Annotated in this window: 15 protein-coding genes and 1 pseudogene; 15 read left to right on the forward strand and 1 reads right to left on the reverse strand. The window is 40.3% G+C overall.

The window, feature by feature from the left end:
* The first annotated feature begins 15 nt into the window (after positions 1-15).
* The 6 genes from mobC to AACZ73_RS21070 all read left to right on the forward strand — a co-directional run bounded on the left by mobC (position 16) and on the right by AACZ73_RS21070 (position 6,953).
* Positions 16-2,007, forward strand: a complete 1,992-nt coding sequence (gene mobC, locus AACZ73_RS21045) for a conjugal transfer protein MobC (RefSeq protein WP_339880815.1) — start codon at positions 16-18, stop codon at positions 2,005-2,007.
* A gap of 558 nt (positions 2,008-2,565) precedes the next feature.
* On the forward strand, positions 2,566-2,802 hold the full coding sequence (locus tag AACZ73_RS21050) for a four-helix bundle copper-binding protein (protein WP_339880816.1): 237 nt from the start codon (positions 2,566-2,568) through the stop codon (positions 2,800-2,802).
* Between the two features lie 110 nt (positions 2,803-2,912).
* Positions 2,913-3,575 (forward strand): DUF305 domain-containing protein, encoded by a 663-nt coding sequence (locus tag AACZ73_RS21055; protein ID WP_339880817.1) that lies wholly within the window; start codon positions 2,913-2,915, stop codon positions 3,573-3,575.
* Between the two features lie 164 nt (positions 3,576-3,739).
* A complete protein-coding gene (locus AACZ73_RS21060; RefSeq protein ID WP_339880818.1) occupies positions 3,740-5,188 on the forward strand; it encodes a glucose dehydrogenase in 1,449 nt (482 codons plus the stop codon).
* Between the two features lie 38 nt (positions 5,189-5,226).
* Positions 5,227-5,526: a cytochrome c gene (locus AACZ73_RS21065; RefSeq protein WP_339880819.1), complete on the forward strand. Its 300-nt coding sequence runs from the start codon at positions 5,227-5,229 to the stop codon at positions 5,524-5,526.
* 350 nt (positions 5,527-5,876) lie between these two features.
* Positions 5,877-6,953 carry an NAD(P)-dependent oxidoreductase gene (locus AACZ73_RS21070; RefSeq protein ID WP_339880820.1) on the forward strand — a complete coding sequence of 359 codons (1,077 nt, stop codon included), beginning with the start codon at positions 5,877-5,879 and terminating at the stop codon, positions 6,951-6,953.
* Positions 6,954-7,015: 62 nt separating this feature from the next.
* Here AACZ73_RS21070 and AACZ73_RS21075 read toward each other — a convergent pair.
* Positions 7,016-7,197 (reverse strand): annotated as a pseudogene (locus tag AACZ73_RS21075) (IS1595 family transposase); the annotation flags it as partial.
* 672 nt (positions 7,198-7,869) lie between these two features.
* Between AACZ73_RS21075 and AACZ73_RS21080 the strand changes: the two are divergent.
* From AACZ73_RS21080 to AACZ73_RS21120, 9 genes are all read left to right on the forward strand, one after another.
* On the forward strand, positions 7,870-9,228 hold the full coding sequence (locus tag AACZ73_RS21080) for a PQQ-dependent sugar dehydrogenase (RefSeq protein ID WP_339880821.1): 1,359 nt from the start codon (positions 7,870-7,872) through the stop codon (positions 9,226-9,228).
* Between the two features lie 78 nt (positions 9,229-9,306).
* On the forward strand, positions 9,307-9,576 hold the full coding sequence (locus tag AACZ73_RS21085; protein ID WP_339880822.1) for a hypothetical protein: 270 nt from the start codon (positions 9,307-9,309) through the stop codon (positions 9,574-9,576).
* 146 nt (positions 9,577-9,722) lie between these two features.
* Positions 9,723-10,286, forward strand: a complete 564-nt coding sequence (locus AACZ73_RS21090) for a DUF305 domain-containing protein (protein ID WP_339880823.1) — start codon at positions 9,723-9,725, stop codon at positions 10,284-10,286.
* Between the two features lie 121 nt (positions 10,287-10,407).
* On the forward strand, positions 10,408-11,952 hold the full coding sequence (locus AACZ73_RS21095) for a vitamin K epoxide reductase family protein (protein WP_339880824.1): 1,545 nt from the start codon (positions 10,408-10,410) through the stop codon (positions 11,950-11,952).
* 46 nt (positions 11,953-11,998) lie between these two features.
* Complete coding sequence (locus AACZ73_RS21100) at positions 11,999-13,243, forward strand: trehalase-like protein (protein ID WP_339880825.1); 1,245 nt, start codon at positions 11,999-12,001, stop codon at positions 13,241-13,243.
* A complete protein-coding gene (locus AACZ73_RS21105; protein WP_339880826.1) occupies positions 13,240-14,241 on the forward strand; it encodes an SDR family oxidoreductase in 1,002 nt (333 codons plus the stop codon). Before AACZ73_RS21100 ends, AACZ73_RS21105 begins: the two co-directional genes overlap by 4 nt.
* Before the next feature lie 140 nt (positions 14,242-14,381).
* A complete protein-coding gene (locus AACZ73_RS21110; RefSeq protein WP_339880827.1) occupies positions 14,382-14,987 on the forward strand; it encodes a hypothetical protein in 606 nt (201 codons plus the stop codon).
* Between the two features lie 56 nt (positions 14,988-15,043).
* Positions 15,044-16,378, forward strand: coding sequence for a rhodanese-like domain-containing protein (locus AACZ73_RS21115; RefSeq protein ID WP_233758021.1), 1,335 nt, complete (start codon positions 15,044-15,046; stop codon positions 16,376-16,378).
* Between the two features lie 212 nt (positions 16,379-16,590).
* Positions 16,591-16,902: a hypothetical protein gene (locus AACZ73_RS21120; RefSeq protein ID WP_233758023.1), complete on the forward strand. Its 312-nt coding sequence runs from the start codon at positions 16,591-16,593 to the stop codon at positions 16,900-16,902.
* Positions 16,903-16,941 lie beyond the last annotated feature (39 nt).

Below are 16,941 nucleotides of genomic sequence, written 5' to 3' on the forward strand. Positions count from 1 at the left end.
TAAAACTAATAGAAGATGGGGATGCAGACTGGAGAAAATGAGCAGGGTTTATGCAAGATTTTGGATATGACTCGTCTAATGGGGATTGGGGTTTTGGGACTTCATTTTTATTACTACTGCTATGCTACTTTTAAAGATTGGGGGTTGGTTTCGGATCTGACAGATGGAGTTTTAGTGAACATTTATAATACCAGTCTGTTTGAGAATTTTTATACTTCCAAGCTTATTGCGATTGCCTTGCTAGCTATCTCTCTATTGGGAATCAAGGGTAGGAAGAATGAAAAGATGAATGCCAAAATAGCATCGGTCTATGGAGTTTTGGGTCTAGGTTTTTACTTTGGGAGTTACGTCTTAATGCATTGGAAAGCTCCAATAGAATGGATTTCTATTGCCTACATGATAGTCACCTCCCTAGGTTTTTTGCTTATAGTTTCGGGTGGAACAAAGCTCTCGAGAATTATTCATGACCAGCTCAGTACTGATGTTTTTAACTCAGAAAATGAGACCTTTCCACAGGAAGAGCGGCTGCTAGAGAATGAATTCTCAGTCAATTTACCTGCAAAATATAGCCTGAAAGGAAAGGTTAGAAACAGTTGGATTAATGTCATTAATCCATTTCGTGGGCTGATGGTTTTGGGAACACCGGGTTCGGGGAAGAGCTATTTTGTCATTCGACATGTGATCACCCAGCACATCAAAAAAGGCTTTTCCATGTTCGTGTATGACTTCAAATTCGATGATCTTTCATCCATCGTTTACAATACTTGGCTGCAAAATAAGCATCAATATACCGTAGCTCCAGCATTCTATGTAATCAACTTTGACGATCTCACCCGGAGCCATCGCTGCAATCCATTGGCACCTGAAACCATGTTGGATATTACCGATGCAGCAGAGTCGGCACGGACTATTTTGATGGGATTGAATAGGGAATGGATCAAAAAGCAGGGAGACTTTTTTGTAGAATCACCGATCAATTTCCTCACTGCCATCATCTGGTTTCTGCGAAAGTATAACGGTGGGGAGTTCTGTACTTTACCTCATGTCATTGAATTGATGCAGGCGGATTACGATGAATTGTTTACAGTTTTACGCACAGAAAAGGATATTGATGTGCTCATCAATCCCTTTGTGAATGCTTACCTAAATGATGTGATGGAGCAGCTGGAAGGACAGATTGCCTCTGCCAAAATATCCATGGCAAGGCTATCTTCAGCACAGTTGTATTATGTGCTTTCCGGTAATGATTTTACACTGGATATCAATAATCCTGAAGAACCAAAGCTGGTTTGCATGGGGAACAATCCTCAGAAAATCCAGATCTATGGAGCAGTACTTTCCCTGTATGTAAACCGCCTGGTGAAGCTGGTAAACCAAAAGGGAAAGTTAAAAAGCAGTTTGGTTTTCGATGAGTTTCCGACGATATATTTGAATGGGATGGACAGTCTTATCGCCACGGCTCGGAGCAATAAAGTAGCCACAACGCTGGGTATTCAGGATCTCAGCCAGCTCAGAAAAGACTATGGGCGGGAGTTAGCCGATGTGATCATGGGCATAGTTGGGAACATTGTTTCGGGACAGGTGACGGGGGATTCTGCCAAACAATTATCGGATCGAATAGGGAAGATCATGCAGGACAGACAGAGTCTTTCGATCAACAGTGCAGACACTTCGATCAGCAAATCAAAACAACTGGAATCAGCCGTTCCTCCTTCTACTATTTCTTCGCTCTCCTCCGGTGAATTTGTAGGGATGGTAGCCGATAACCCGGACTGTAAAATGACTCTGAAGGCTTTTCATTCGGAGATCATCAACGACCATAATGCCCTCAAAGAGGAGCAGGAAAACTATGTGCCTATCCCTGAAATCCGAAAGTTGGATCATGCTATTGTTCAGCGAAACTACCTACAGATCAAGCAGGATGTGCGGGAGATTATCCTTTCTGAATTGGATAGGCTAGTGAATGATCCAGGGCAGAAGCATTTGGTAGTTAGGAAAGGAAATTAAATTGTAGTTAAACTAAATTGTTTAATAGTATAGGTTTCGGGCTTTCCCCGATGTAAATCAATACTGTAAATAGATCTTAAATGATTTAATTTATGAGGCTCACCTAATTATATAACTGGTATAATACAAACAGAAGAGGAACATAATAAACCGATTATGTTACCTGAGTCCAAGGACACTTTGTGGCGATTTCTACCATATCTGTGGGATTAATGCTCCCATGTTCTATTGAATGCCGCCTGGTATATTTCCTGCACGTAACGGGCTAAGAAATTTTTTACATAGTAAGATAAGCCTAATACCTTTTGGGGGGACGTAATTTTTCGTTTCGATATTTTTTTTAGCAAAAACAGTTACTTTTTCACGGGATATGCTACAGTTTCTATGTTATCTTTTATTTAATAAGAAAACTGATGAAATCGGCTACTATAAAATATTCACAACCATAAAAATGAATTTACCATGGCTCACAACAAAGAATTGATTCAAAAATTAGCGGAATGTGCAGCTGCATGCGAAATGTGTGCGGATGCCTGTCTGGACGAACAGGACATAAAAATGATGGTACAGTGTATTCGGATTGACAGGGATTGCGCCAAGATCTGTTATGTGACTGCTAGTTTCGTTGCCTCTCATTCCCAACATGCCGAACACCTGGTAAGGGAGTGTGAAGAGATTTGTAGGGCATGTGCCGAAGAATGTGCCAAGCATGACGCAGACCACTGCCAACAATGTGCCCAAGCCTGTCGCGAATGTGCTGAGGCATGCGGAAGTTTTTCAGGAGTTCAAGGCTAACAGACTTTAAAACGAATACTCCAAAGACAACCGGCCCCGGATTAATACTAGACATCTGGTGTCGGTTGTTTTGTTACAAGACCTAATGGAAAACAAGAAACTGTAAAAACATGAAAAAAGAGATTTTAAATGGCCGAAATTTATCGAAGGTACTGCGTTTACCTTCGCTGATAATGATAGCAGCATTAACCGTATTTTCCGGTTGTACCGATGAAGATACTACGCCGTCCATCAATGAAGACTTCATGAATGAAATGGAAGCGGCACGGATGAAAATGATGGAAAACATGCATGCTGTTCCCATGACCATGGATCCGGATGTTGATTTTGCTGAAATGATGCTGCCCCACCACCAGGGCGCTGTTGACATGGCGAGTATAGTTTTAGAATACGGGGAACACGAAAATTTGCTCATGCTTGCACAACAAACCCTTGAAGGAAATGAGGCAAGTATGGCACGTTTAAATGATTTTCTTGAGGCCCATGGCGCTCCCGTTCCTCAAGATGGAACAGGTTTTATGGAAGAAATGGACATGGCCATGAGGAAGATGGATGAGGTGATGAAAGCTATGCACTATACCAATGATCCCGATTATGATTTTGCAGAGATGATGATCCACCATCACCAGAGCGCCATAGATATGGCCAAAATAGAATTGGACTATGGTGTGGACGAAAACACCCGGATGGAAGCACAAACGATCATAGAGGATCAGGAAGCAGAAATCATAGAACTTGCCCAGTTCAGGAATGGGCATGGGCAACCGGAATAGGAGCCCATCTGGTAAGAAAGGGGAATAATAGATAAAAGCGGAATGGCCTCTTGTCCAAGTGATACATAATGAGTAGCTGTAAGCAGATATCGCAATTCATGATTTGAGAGGCATATTTTTTTTGATTCCATGATTGGCAGATTGTTACTTGAATGAAATAAACTATGAAACAAAAGCTATATAAATGTTTAATGTTGCTGATTGCTTTGCCTTTCCTTTATGGGTGCTATGGCATACGGCCCTCCCGCGGAGGGGCGGAAGCTAAAACCTCTGAAAGAAAAATCAATCCGATGGACATTGGGTTGCCCACAGGTTATGCAATAGAAGCTGTCGCAACGGATTTGACTTTTCCTACGGGGATAGCATTCGATGGAGAGGGGCTGATTTATGTGGTTGAATCCGGCTATTCCTACGGGGAAACCTGGACACAACCGCGCCTGTTGAAAATAGAATCATCAGCTAAAGCTTCTGTTGTGGCAACCGGTGAGGAAAATGGCCCCTGGAATGGCGTTGATTTTTACGAAGGACAATTTTACGTATCGGAAGGCGGTGAAAGGAACGGAGGCAAGATCTTAAGGATCAACAAAGAAGGCGAGGTGACCACACTCATAGAAAACCTGCCGAGCATGGGAGACCATCATACCAATGGTCCGATAGTAATGAATGGATATGTATATTTTGGACAAGGAACTGCTACAAATTCGGGCGTAGTGGGTGTGGACAACGCCCAGTTCGGCTGGTTAAAACGTCACCCTGATTTCCACGACATTCCCTGTAGCGACATCGTACTAAATGGTAAAAACTACAAAACGGACAACCCGTTGACCGAAGACCCGAATGATAAAGCCAATACTGGGTCGTATGTCCCATTCAATACAACAACCCATGAAGGGCAAATCATAAAAGGATCCCTACCGTGCTCAGGTTCTCTAATGAGGATTCCCCTGAACGGAGGCGAACCTGAGCTTATTGCCTGGGGCTTCCGTAACCCTTATGGCATGGCAGCCCATAATGATAAATTATTTGTTGTGGAAAATGGTTTTGATGACCGGGGAAGCAGGCCTGTTTGGGGCACAGGGGACATTTTATGGGAAGTAAAGGAAAACCAATGGTATGGCTGGCCCGATTACTCAGGCCATGAACCTTTAGACCATCATGGATACAAAGTCCCCGGAAAAGGCACGGTAGAATTGCTGCTAAAAGATCATCCCTCTGAACCTCCCAAACCTGTAGCCGTGTTGGGGGTTCATTCATCTTCCAATGGAATGGACTTTTCTACCAGTGAGGATTTCGGATTTAACGGAAAGGCTTTCATCGCCCAGCTGGGGGATATGGCACCAAATGTAGGAAAAGTGCTTGGACCAGTCGGGTTTAAGGTTGTGATGGTAGACGTGGAGCTGGGCATTGTTCAGGATTTTGCCCTGAACAAAGGAAATAAAAACGGTCCAGCTTCACAGCTTAAAAAAGGCGGGTTGGAACGTCCCATTGCGGTTAAGTTCCATCCTGATGGAAAATCTCTTTATGTGGTGGATTTTGGAATAATTGATACATCCGGCAAAGGAACCGTTTCCCGTAAGGGCACGGGGGTTGTCTGGAAGATCACAAAGAAGTAATTATGGTCTCATTCAAACAGATTTTATCAATTCTATGCATGGTCTCATCCACTTTCCTGGTTGGATGTTCGCATCGGTCAAGCCATCCTCTGGCAGGAGCGCAGATATTAAATGATTCGGAAATAGCCGGAGAAAAAATCTTCATGCAAAATTGCCAAAGGTGCCATCCCCAAGGGGCAGCAGGGCTTGGTCCTTCCATTCTCTGGGCACCCGGATTTGCAAAACGGTTTCAGGTAAGACATGGAGTAGGCGCTATGCCCGCCTTTGATAAGGACCATTTATCAGAAAAGGAATTGGATCAGTTAATGGAATATCTGAAGGCACTTAAAAACAACTAAGTTATGTCAAGGTACAAGGTTTCATTAAAATGGAAAGGTGACTTAGAAGATTTTACACACAAAAAATACAACCGTAGCCATAAATGGATATTCGGAGGAGGAAGGAATAAAAACAACAAGCTGGCTGTGATTAAAGTCAACTTACGACCCCGGACAGCATTTACCTGAGAAAAGGCCCTAACCTAACTGAGCTGAAAAAAAATGTATGAAAAAGCACATGCCGAATGATATTTGATGTGATTCATAGAGAAAGCCTAATCAACGGAAGAGATAAAACAGCTATATAATGTAAAAAATGCAAGGCATTTTAGAGCTGTTGTAGTTGGGTTTGTAACAGAAAATTTAGCAACATGCAATATTTTACCAATACATCCAGGAATTCAGAGAAGGAAACAGTAATCGTCACGGGAAGTAGCGGTCTAATCGGCACGCAGATCATTAAACGATTGTCAGAAAAGTTCAACATCGTTGGGCTAGACAGGGAGGGGAATCCTCATCCTCCCATAGAAGCCGAATGCGTATGCTTTGATATTACTTCAGAAGAAAGCATAAAAAAGGCAATGGAGCGGGTAAATTATGCTTATGGAAAAAAAATAGCATCCGTGATCCACCTGGCTGCCTACTATGACTTTTCCGGTAAACCCAGTTCCTTATATGAGGAAGTAACTGTCAAAGGAACGGAGAACTTTGTCAAAGTGCTGCAGGATTTTGAAGTAGAGCAGTTTATTTTTTCCAGTACCAACCTGATCTATAGACCCACCGAGCCCGGCAGGAAGATCCATGAAGATTGTCCTGTTGCGCCTAATTGGGATTATCCCGAATCGAAAGTGGATACTGAGCAAATCATACGTGAGAACAGAGGAGACATGAAAGCTGTTCTTTTAAGACTGGCCGGCGTGTATGATGACGATGGGCATTCTATTCCCGTATCCCATCAAATACAACGCATTTATGAAAAGCAATTTACCAGTCATTTCTACTCAGGTGATACTTCTCATGGCAATGTATTCCTTCACATGGAAGACCTGCTGGACGCCCTTGAAAGAACAGTAGAAAAAAGAAAATCACTTCCTGAAGAGATTGCAATAAATATTGGAGAACCAGAGACCCCAAGCTATCAGAAAATGCAAAACAAGATCGGTAAGTTGATTCACGGTGAGGAGTGGGAGACCTATGAGATACCCAAACCAATAGCTAAAGCCGGTGCTTGGGCAATGGATCTTTTCGGTGATCCATTTATTAAACCTTGGATGATAGACCGTGCCGATGATCATTATGAACTGGATATTTCCCGTGCCAAAGAGTTGCTCAACTGGGAGCCTGGACATTCTTTGATAGCCACTCTGCCGGATATGATTGAAAAACTTAAATCCGATCCTCTTAACTGGTATCACGAAAATAATCTGGAGCCACCTTCTGAATTATAAAAGGATTGAATTTTAGAAATCTATAATACTTGTTATTGATATCCGCAATCTTGCCATTATGGTTAAATCGAAGCAATAATGAGTCTGTCATAAAATTTTTGACCGAATTTTTTTCTGTTGAGTTTGTTACTAAACTCGTCCAGGAAATTCTGCATCATTCGTTCACTGATCATATGGAAAGTTTGCAAGTGTTTCTTAAATTACTGATGGCAATGTGAACCCTTTTGAGGTTAAAATTACCTTTCTGGGTTTCGGAGACTGCTTCGCAGCAATAAACCCATATATAAATCTTCAGATATAAGTATAACATCCCCTTAAAAAAACTTATCTCTGTGGTATCACTTTGCCACATAAATTACTGTTAGTAAATATTTATTCTGATTATCATATTGAATAACGGTGATATTTTTTCCCAGTTAGGGAAACTTCTGTTACAGGTACTGAAATGTTCATGCCAATAGGTTTCGGCTTATAGCACCCTTCCTTCTAAGCCTTAAGCCGAGTACAGCAATAATTATGAAATGGCATTTAAGCAAACGTGATTCAATAACCAACTACAATTAAACGTAGTGACATTTTAAACATTTGTGAAGGATAATCAAGTTTCTACATTGAATTTTTCACCAGTTGCCATCACAATAACAAGGATTAGCGGCGTATTAGTGATAAAATAATAAAGTTAGAACTAGTAAATAGGTTTTATAAACGTCTGTTTTTGAAATACTCTTTCAGTCAAAATAGTGAATTAATGTTCTGGATACACACATCACTAAAACAGAATACATAGACTTTGCCTATGAAATTGGTGGAGTGCACTTGCCGACCCACAATCCTTTGGCATCATATTTTCAATTAGCTTAAGTAAAAAACATGTTTGCGGAATCAATATTTTTTGTCAGTACTAAACATACTTATTATGACATCTTTAAAAACAATACTGCTATCCGCCTGTGTGGTAACACTGTTTGCCTACGGCAACAATAATCAAAAGGAAGAAAAAACCAATGAGCAGGCAGTAGTAAACAACAATGCAAATACAGCAACGCCTGATAGTGTTTCGGCGCAACTTGTGGCGGAAGGGTTTGTTTCGCCGGTGTATTTAACGCAGCCTGCAGGTGATGACCGGCTTTTTGTGGTTGACCAGACGGGTCAAATTAACATAGTGAAAAATGGGCAAAAAGTGGGGCAGCCTTTTTTAGACATCAAAGCAAAAATGGTTAGCCTGAAACCAATGCATGAAGAACGTGGTTTACTTGGCCTGGCTTTTCACCCGGACTTTAAAAGCAATGGAAAATTTTACGTGTATTACACTTCACCATTGCGCTCTTCTGCACCCAAAGGCTGGAATTGCACCAGTACCATTGCAGAGTACAAAGTTTCATCCGACGCTAATATTGCTGACCTGACTTCGGAAAGAATTGTGTTGCAGATAGACCAGCCGCAGGATAATCACAATGCAGGAACAATAGCCTTTGGTCCTGATGGATATTTATATATTTCAATTGGTGACGGTGGCGGTGCAAACGACAATGAAATGGGACATATGCCGGATTGGTACAAACCGAACGAAGGCGGCAACGGACAAGATATAAAACAAAACCTGTTGGGAGGCATTTTACGCATTGATGTAAACAACGGAACCCCTTATGGTATACCTGCCGACAATCCTTTTGCTGATGGACAAAACGGATTAAAAGAAATATATGCATTCGGTCTTCGCAATCCCTACAGGTTTTCTTTTTCCGGTGATGGAAGCCTAATAGCAGCCGATGCCGGGCAAGAGTTATATGAAGAGATAGATGTAATTGAGAAAGGAGGCAATTATGGTTGGAATGTAAAGGAAGGCAGGCATTGCTTTAATGCAGCAGACAATAAGCAACCCGCTGATAGCTGTCCATCTAAAGATGCTATGGGCAATGCATTTATCGACCCTGTGCTCGAATTTAAAAACAGTAAGTCCTTCCCCGATGGCCTAGGCATTGTGTCGGTTGGCGGTGTAGTTTATGAAGCGGAAGAAGTTGCGGGATTAAACAGTAAATACTTGTTCGGGGTGTGGACACAAAAGCACGAAAAACCCGATGGTGCTGTATTTGCTGCAGATAGAACCGGGAGCGATTGGCAGTACAAGAAACTGTGGTTTAAAAATAACCCGGGCAGTGAGTTGGGTGCATATGTATTGGGTTTTGGAAAAGACAATAGTGGAGAAGCCTATATTCTTACCAGTACCCAAAACGGTCCTAAGGGTAATTCGGGAAAGGTTTGGATAATAAAATAGCAGCCAATCAAGAGATTAAAAGTTGGTTGGGTCTTAACATTCCAAATATGTGTGTTTTATCATTTAAAAAAATAAGCTATGCATGATAACAAGAACGAAATAGAAGATTTTACACAATTTGCAGCAAGCCGTTTGAAGATACACCAGGACGAACTGCATACCAGGTACCGGAATGAAAGTATTGATAAGGAGACACTTGAGCAAGGGTATGAAGAACACCGAAAAATATTTAGACAGGAACTAAAAGAAAAAGCAGACACTATATTGGCAGAAAAGGAAAGTCCCCGGCTAAGAGAAGTGTTAAATAGTATCAGCTTAAATACTGTTAAACAACTTTCAATAAATTAGTTTTAATAAAAAATAATTGTTTTTGCCTTAAACCATAAAGAAATGTAAATAAAAATGTCTATCTCCTTTTCACCATCTATTTACTTTTTACCTAAAGCAGACAACTCTTAAATAAAATTATTTTATAGCACCATAAACAAATCAAGATGCAACACGAACAAAAACACATGAACAATTACGGAAAATTCTTTGCAATGATTGCTACGTCAATGGTGGCAATGTTCTTTTTGATGTATACTCATTCCTACCAGATTATTGATCATTTCTGGTTTAGTGAAACAAGGCTTTTTATGGCGGTAATTATGGCTGGTTCCATGGTCATTATAATGCTTCTATTTATGCTGAATATGTATAAAAGTCGAGTTGCAAATATAGCCATCATCGCTTTGGGGATTTTAATGATCGGCGGTGGTATTGGATTAGTTAGAAGTCAGATTACAGTCACGGGTGTTGACTACATGGAAGGCATGATTCCACATCATTCAATTGCTATTTTGACAAGTGAGCGAGCTCAAATAAAAGATATACGGGTGAGAAAGCTCGCCGAGGAAATTATTAAAGCCCAGCGCAGGGAAATTATGGAAATGCAATGGTTGATCAATGACATCAGGGAAAATGGTGTAGTAGAAACTGAAGAGGAAGAGAAAAATCGACCCGTGCCTAAATACGAAGGATCGACTGAAAAAGAAACACGAAATCTGAATGAGTAATTGAGTAACATTTGCATTTACTAAAAAACGGTAATAAAGCTTTTCCCTCCGATAGAGTTAAAAATGAAATGGATTTGAGATGTCAATTAACTTTTATTTATCCACTATAACCGATAACCCTATGAAAAACGATGATCAAAATAAGTACCAAAACCAGGGAGGAATGGGAAAGAGAGGCGTTACACGGCCAATGGCAGAAATGTCTATGAAAAAGGACCAACAAGATGATGATAAACAGGATAATGATGGTGGGATGAAGATGGATAGCGGGCAACGCAGCGAAATGCTAAACATGCATCACAACAATACCCTCTGGATTTATTGGTCACTAGTCATGTTAGGCGTATGGATGGTGGCCTCACCACTGACCTTTGATTATGCAAAGAATGTAGTTGAGCCAAGTGGTGGCAGGGATGTCTGGTTATCAATGAGTGGACGAATTGCCGCTATGAAATGGAGTGATATCATTAGTGGATTATTACTGATATTTTTTGGCTGGCGTGCATTGACCCCAAACCGCCCATATAGCATATGGATATGTTGCTTCATCGGGATTTGGATCAGTATGGCTCCATTGATTTTTTGGTCGCCCACCGCAGTAGGATATCTTAATGGAACAATGGTGGGTGTATTAGTTATTGCCCTTTCCGTACTTATACCGGGAATGCCCAATATGATCATGTACATGAAAATGGGAGGGGATGTTCCCGATGGATGGAGTTACAATCCATCAAGCTGGCCACAGCGGGCGATCATGATCGCATTGGCTTTTGTGGGCTGGATTGCCTCCCGCTACTTGGGAGCATTTCAATTAGGATATATTGATTATGCCTGGGATCCGTTTTTTGGAAATAGCACAATGAAAGTGCTGAATTCCAAAATGTCCCACTCCTGGCCCATATCTGATGCAGCTTTGGGCACATTGGCCTACACTTTGGAATTTTTAATGGGCTGGATGGGCGGAACATCACGTTGGCGTACCATGCCGTGGATGGTTACTTTTTTTGGAATTTTGGTGATACCACTGGGGTTTGTCAGCATCTTCTTAGTGATTTCACAGCCCCTTAGCGTAGGAGCTTGGTGTACTTTCTGCCTGGCTACAGCCATCATTATGCTGCCCATGATTCCTCTACAAATAGATGAGGTGATTGCTATGGGACAGCACATGGTGCAAAGAAAGCGTAAGGGCGATTCGCTCTGGAAAGTATTTTGGAAAGGTGGCGAGCCGGTAACTACCGAAAACGACAACCGTTCACCTGAACTAATCAGCTTTCCTCAAAAACCCAGAAAAGTCTTCAAAGCTTCCATTTGGGGGATGAGCTCATCATGGATGCTTACCCTTGCTACCATTCTGGGTGTTGGGCTGATGTTTGCCCCGGCTCTATTTGGAGTGGGCATAGAAACCAAAGCCGCTGATATCAATCACCTGGGAGGCGCTTTAGTGGTCGTAACAGCAGTAGTATGCATGGCAGAACCTCTTATGATCGGTCGATATTTCAATGTGTTATTAGGCTTAGCTATAGCAGTTCTGCCTTGGTTTGTGCAGGATGGTACCCTATTACTTTCCATAAGCGATGCAGTGGTGGGAATAGCTGTAGCAGCCCTATCGTTGCCCCGGGGAAAGATCATTGAGCGCTATGGACTGTGGGATAAATATGTAAAATAATGGTGTAATGACAGAGAAGGAATTACGTGATAAAGTGAATTGTCTTTTGGATGAGAATATGGTAAAGGGATACTCTAAAACGGCTGGCCGTCATTTTCACTATACTAAACCTTCTCCGTCATCATATCCATTTCAGTTCTTTTGGGATACTTGCTTTCACGCATTTATTCTTACAGCCTTAAATCGTGTTGATATGGCGAAAAAGCATTTGCAAAGTCTTTTTTCTTTACAAAAAGAAGATGGCTTTGTGGGACACATGATTTACTGGAATAATGTGTTTCCCAAGCGTATAAGTGACTTGTTTCAATCCAAGCCGAATTTAAAATTAAAGCTCTTGAAAACTCATATGAGTGCATTGATACAGCCACCGCTAGTAGCCCAGGCAGTGCAGAAAGTCTTCATGGCTTCCAATGATCTCGAATTTCTGAAAGAGATGCTGCCCAAATTAAAAAAATATTATAATTGGATAGCCATCAATAGGGATTTTGAAGGAAAAGGTTTGATTTCAATTATTTCACCGTTTGAGTCAGGTATTGATTGGAAACCGAGTTTTGATGAAGTGGTTAATTTCTCGTCTGGGAAAGCTGATTGGTGGTTATTTGTAAAAATTATTTGGATTGATTTTAGGAATTTTCTCAATAATTACAATTGCGAAAAAATTTTTAAAAAGGGGTATTTTATAGTCAAGGAAGTTGGGTTTAATACTATTTACGCACAGAATCTTTTAGCAATGCATCAGCTATGTGAAAAACTAGGAGACCCAGATGCTCAAATCTATAAATCGAGATATGATCAGACCGTAAAAAGCATACTTGAAGTAATGTACGATAAAGAAACAGCAGCTTTCTATGATGTGCATGACAAAGACAATAAAAAAATAAAAGTACTTACACCAACGGCTTTTTTTCCTACAGTAATAAAAGATATACCTACCGATATATCAAAAAAAGTACTTCAAAATCATTTTTTTAATAAAGATGAATTTGATGTTCCATACCCAATACCTTCAGTTTCAATAAATCATCCAGCATTCAATCCAAATCAGTCATTATTTATTTGGAGAGGTCCTACCTGGATTTTATACAATTGGTTTATGCATAAGCATCTAATGGAAAACGATTGGGAGAAAGAAGCTCATAAGCTAATTGAAAGTATTGAAAAGCTTATAGAGATCAGTGGTTTTAGAGAATATTATAATCCATTTACAGGTGAGGGGCATGGGGCAAGAGATTTTACGTGGTCAGGCTTGGTGATTGATATGATTCAGATGGAAAAAAATAAGAAACTATGAAAAATCAAATCACCTCAAAAATAGCAGTCCTAACCGGGGCTTCGGCAGGGCTGGGTCGGGCATGTGCAAGAGAGTTTGCAAGCCAAGGTTACAATGTTGCTGTAATAGCAAGAAACCTTGTAGCGCTTGAATCGGTAAAGCGAGAAATTGAAAGTTATGGCAGCAAAGGCATGTATGTTCAGGCAGATGTGGCAGATGCAAAGGCTTTGGCTCAAGCCATAGATAAAATTGAATTGGAATTGGGAGAGATTGATGTTTTGGTAAATAATGCTATGGTAAGCGTATTTAGCCCCGTAAGTAAAATGGAGCCGGATGAATATCTCAGAGTGACCGAGGTAACCTATCTAGGGCAAGTTTATGGCACCTTGGCTGTCCTTAAAAAAATGAAAGCGAGAAATGAAGGATCGATTGTTTTTGTGGGTTCAGCATTGGCTTACCGAGGAATTCCTTTACAATCAGCATATTGTGCTTCTAAACATGCAGTAAAAGGTTTTTATGAATCCCTACGTGCTGAACTTATCCATGAGAAAAGTAAAATAAAGATTAGTACGGTAGAATTACCAGCTATGAATACTACTCAGTTTGGGTTTGTTAAGTCAAGATTGCCAAATAAGCCAAAGCCCATGGGTACTATCTATCAGCCCGAAGTAGCTGCCAAAGCCATAGTACACGCAGCAAAACATAAAAGAAGAGAGTATTTTGTAGGTTTTTCTACCATAAAAACTATATGGGGAAACAGGCTGGCTCCTTGGTTGGTGGACTGGACACTTTCCAGAAATGGTATTTCCGGTCAGCAAACGGATCAGCCTGAAAATAATGGAAGAAATCATAATCTATGGGATCCTGTGCCTGGAGATCATGGCGTGCATGGAGGTTTTGGAAAGAAGTCCAAGAATTTCAGTTTGACATTTTGGATTGATAAAAGACGACATGAAGTGTTGGTAATTGTATTAATAATTGTTGCGATTGTAATAGGATATATTTTAATAAGGGGTTGATTAAGGTCTGATAAAGAAAATTTAAGAACCGGCGAATCACTATCTGACGCATTAAAAGATTGGAAATAAAGCAACTTTATGATAAAGCTCTCAACAGTTACGAAGGTGTACAATTTTAATGTTTAATAAACAATATAATCATGACAGCAGATACTATTAATAAAGCAAACAGCACTCAAGGTGAGAATCGCATCTATAGAAGTATAAATAAATTTGCAGATAAAACAGAGATGTCAAAGAGGTTTGCGAGGGCTAAGAAAAAACTTTTTGACATAAATAAATGGTCAAAATTGCCTGGAATTACCTCCTCGTTTCAGTTATATGATGTATCCGGAGAGAAAAAGCTTGCAGATAAACCGGAAATAAATGACTACATAAAAATAAATCTTCCAGGACCCCTTCCAGAGAATTGGGTAATAATTTCAAACATTCAACAAGATGAATTCAGTGCCGAATTTACTGTGCATCCTAGCAATAAGCCGGAGGCGAAGGGAAAAAATGCTAAGAAGACAGAACATTTTTTTGTACAGGAAAGCAGTAGTACGTTTAAAGTGGAATGCAAAGGAGAATTACTTTATGGCTACGAAATCGGAAAAAACGAAATAATAAATAATGAAGGAAAAGAAGCTGCTGGTCGTAAAGTAATAAACACATTAATAGCAGAAGGTGGGTGGGCAGGTTTTCAGAAATTTCAATGGGAAAAACTGACAGATTATTTTGTGCATAAAACTGAAATCGAAAAATAGACCTGCGGAAATTTCATTGATAAAAACGATGAGAAAAATATATAAAAAAGATCATTATGGAAATAAAACAATTTTATGATAAAGCACTTTCTCAACTGTCTTACGCCATCGAAAGTAAAGGGCAAATAGTCTTGGTAGATCCGGCAAGGGATATTCAACCTTATCTTGATTTTGCACACCAACTCGGTGGGGAAATTGTGGCAGTACTTGAAACACATCCGCATGCGGATTTTGCTAGTAGTCACCTGGAAATATCGAAAAGATTTAATGCCCCTGTCTACATTAATTCAAAAGCGGGAGTCTATTACGATGCCAACGAACTTGGACATAATGAAGAAGTCCAAATTGGAGATTTAACCTTTCGCGCTTTATTTACCCCCGGTCATTCTCCTGACCATAACGCATATTTATTACTTGAACATGGTGTTGAAAAAGCGGTTTTTTCGGGTGATGCCTTATTTGTAGGTGATGTTGGACGACCCGACCTCAGAGAGGGTACCGGCAACATGCAGGTTAGCAAAAATGAACTGGCCGGCATGATGTACGATACGATCAATAAAGTCTTCAGCATATTAGATGATGATACAATCGTCTATCCTGCCCACGGGCCGGGCTCGCTGTGCGGAAAAAACATGGGCAAAGAATTAGAGACCACAATAGGAAAGGAAAGAAGTAATAACTGGGCCTTTCAAATCAAAGACAAGGATCAGTTTATCACGGATTTTCTGGATGGTCAGGCTTTCACTCCCAAATACTTTCCCTACGAGGTTGAGGTAAACCGAAAAGGTATAGACTCACCAGAGGAAGATATTCATAAAATATTTGAAGCTAAAACAATTGATGAGAAGGCATTAATCATAGATGTCAGAGACCAGGAAAAGTTTAAAAAAGGGCATATAAAGCAATCTATTAATATTCAACTAGGGGATGACACATCAAAATTTGAGACATGGTTGGGTTCAATAGTAGGCCCTGATGAGAGTTTCAATCTCGTTGCTGAAGATCAGGCAATGTTAGAAAAGGCGGTTAGACGTACAGCTAAAATAGCTTATGAAGGTCATATTACCGGTATGACCTATCAGTTAGAGCAATACGACCTGTATGCTGATCAGCAGATAGACCTACAGGATTTCAAACAAAACCCCGATGTTTATACCATAGTCGACATCAGAAATGAACCTGAAGTAGCTAATGGCAAGATTTTCGAGAAAGCCATCCATGTACCCTTACCCGAACTAAGAGAACGTATTACTGAAATTCCTGATCACAGGCCAGTAGTCGTGCATTGTGCGGGTGGGTATCGGTCGGCAGCAGGTTCGAGTATCCTGGCGACTGAGTTTGCTGATGTCGCAGTTTATGATCTGAGTAAAGCAATAAGTGATTTTAAATAGTCGTAAAAAAATTTTAGAAGTAAAAAATATATAGATGAAATACTATCACGAATTATATAACCATTAAACAATAAAAACTATGATGGACAATATGAACATGGACGATTGTGGGCTTATGTGTGTAGGCATGTGGCTTGGTGGAATTTTACTCATTGTTGTATTAGTTCTGCTTGTAGTCTGGCTGTTTAAAAAGATCAAAAAATAAAAAGAGTATGGAGAATCTTCGTCCCGATATATTCGTGATTCCGGTAATTGCTTTAGGGTTGGTTATAGGGTTGTTTTTCTATTTCCTAAAACGGGTTACAGAAAGACGTATCTATAAACAATATATTCTGAAAATAGCCATATTGGCTTTTGTCCTCAATTTTATTTGGGAAGTGGCTCAGGGTCCCCTTTATAAAGGATATGAATATGATTGGCAGCATATTTCTTTTTGTGCCCTGGCATCTGTGGCGGATATGCTAATGGTACTCATTCTCCTTTTTCTTTTTGGACTGATCTATAACAATGTGTTCCATGAATAATCAAAAGTTCATTTTCTAGCATTTTTTCTTTGTTTTGGC

The sequence above is a fragment of the uncultured Algoriphagus sp. genome (assembly GCF_963974835.1).
Lineage (GTDB): Bacteria > Bacteroidota > Bacteroidia > Cytophagales > Cyclobacteriaceae > Algoriphagus.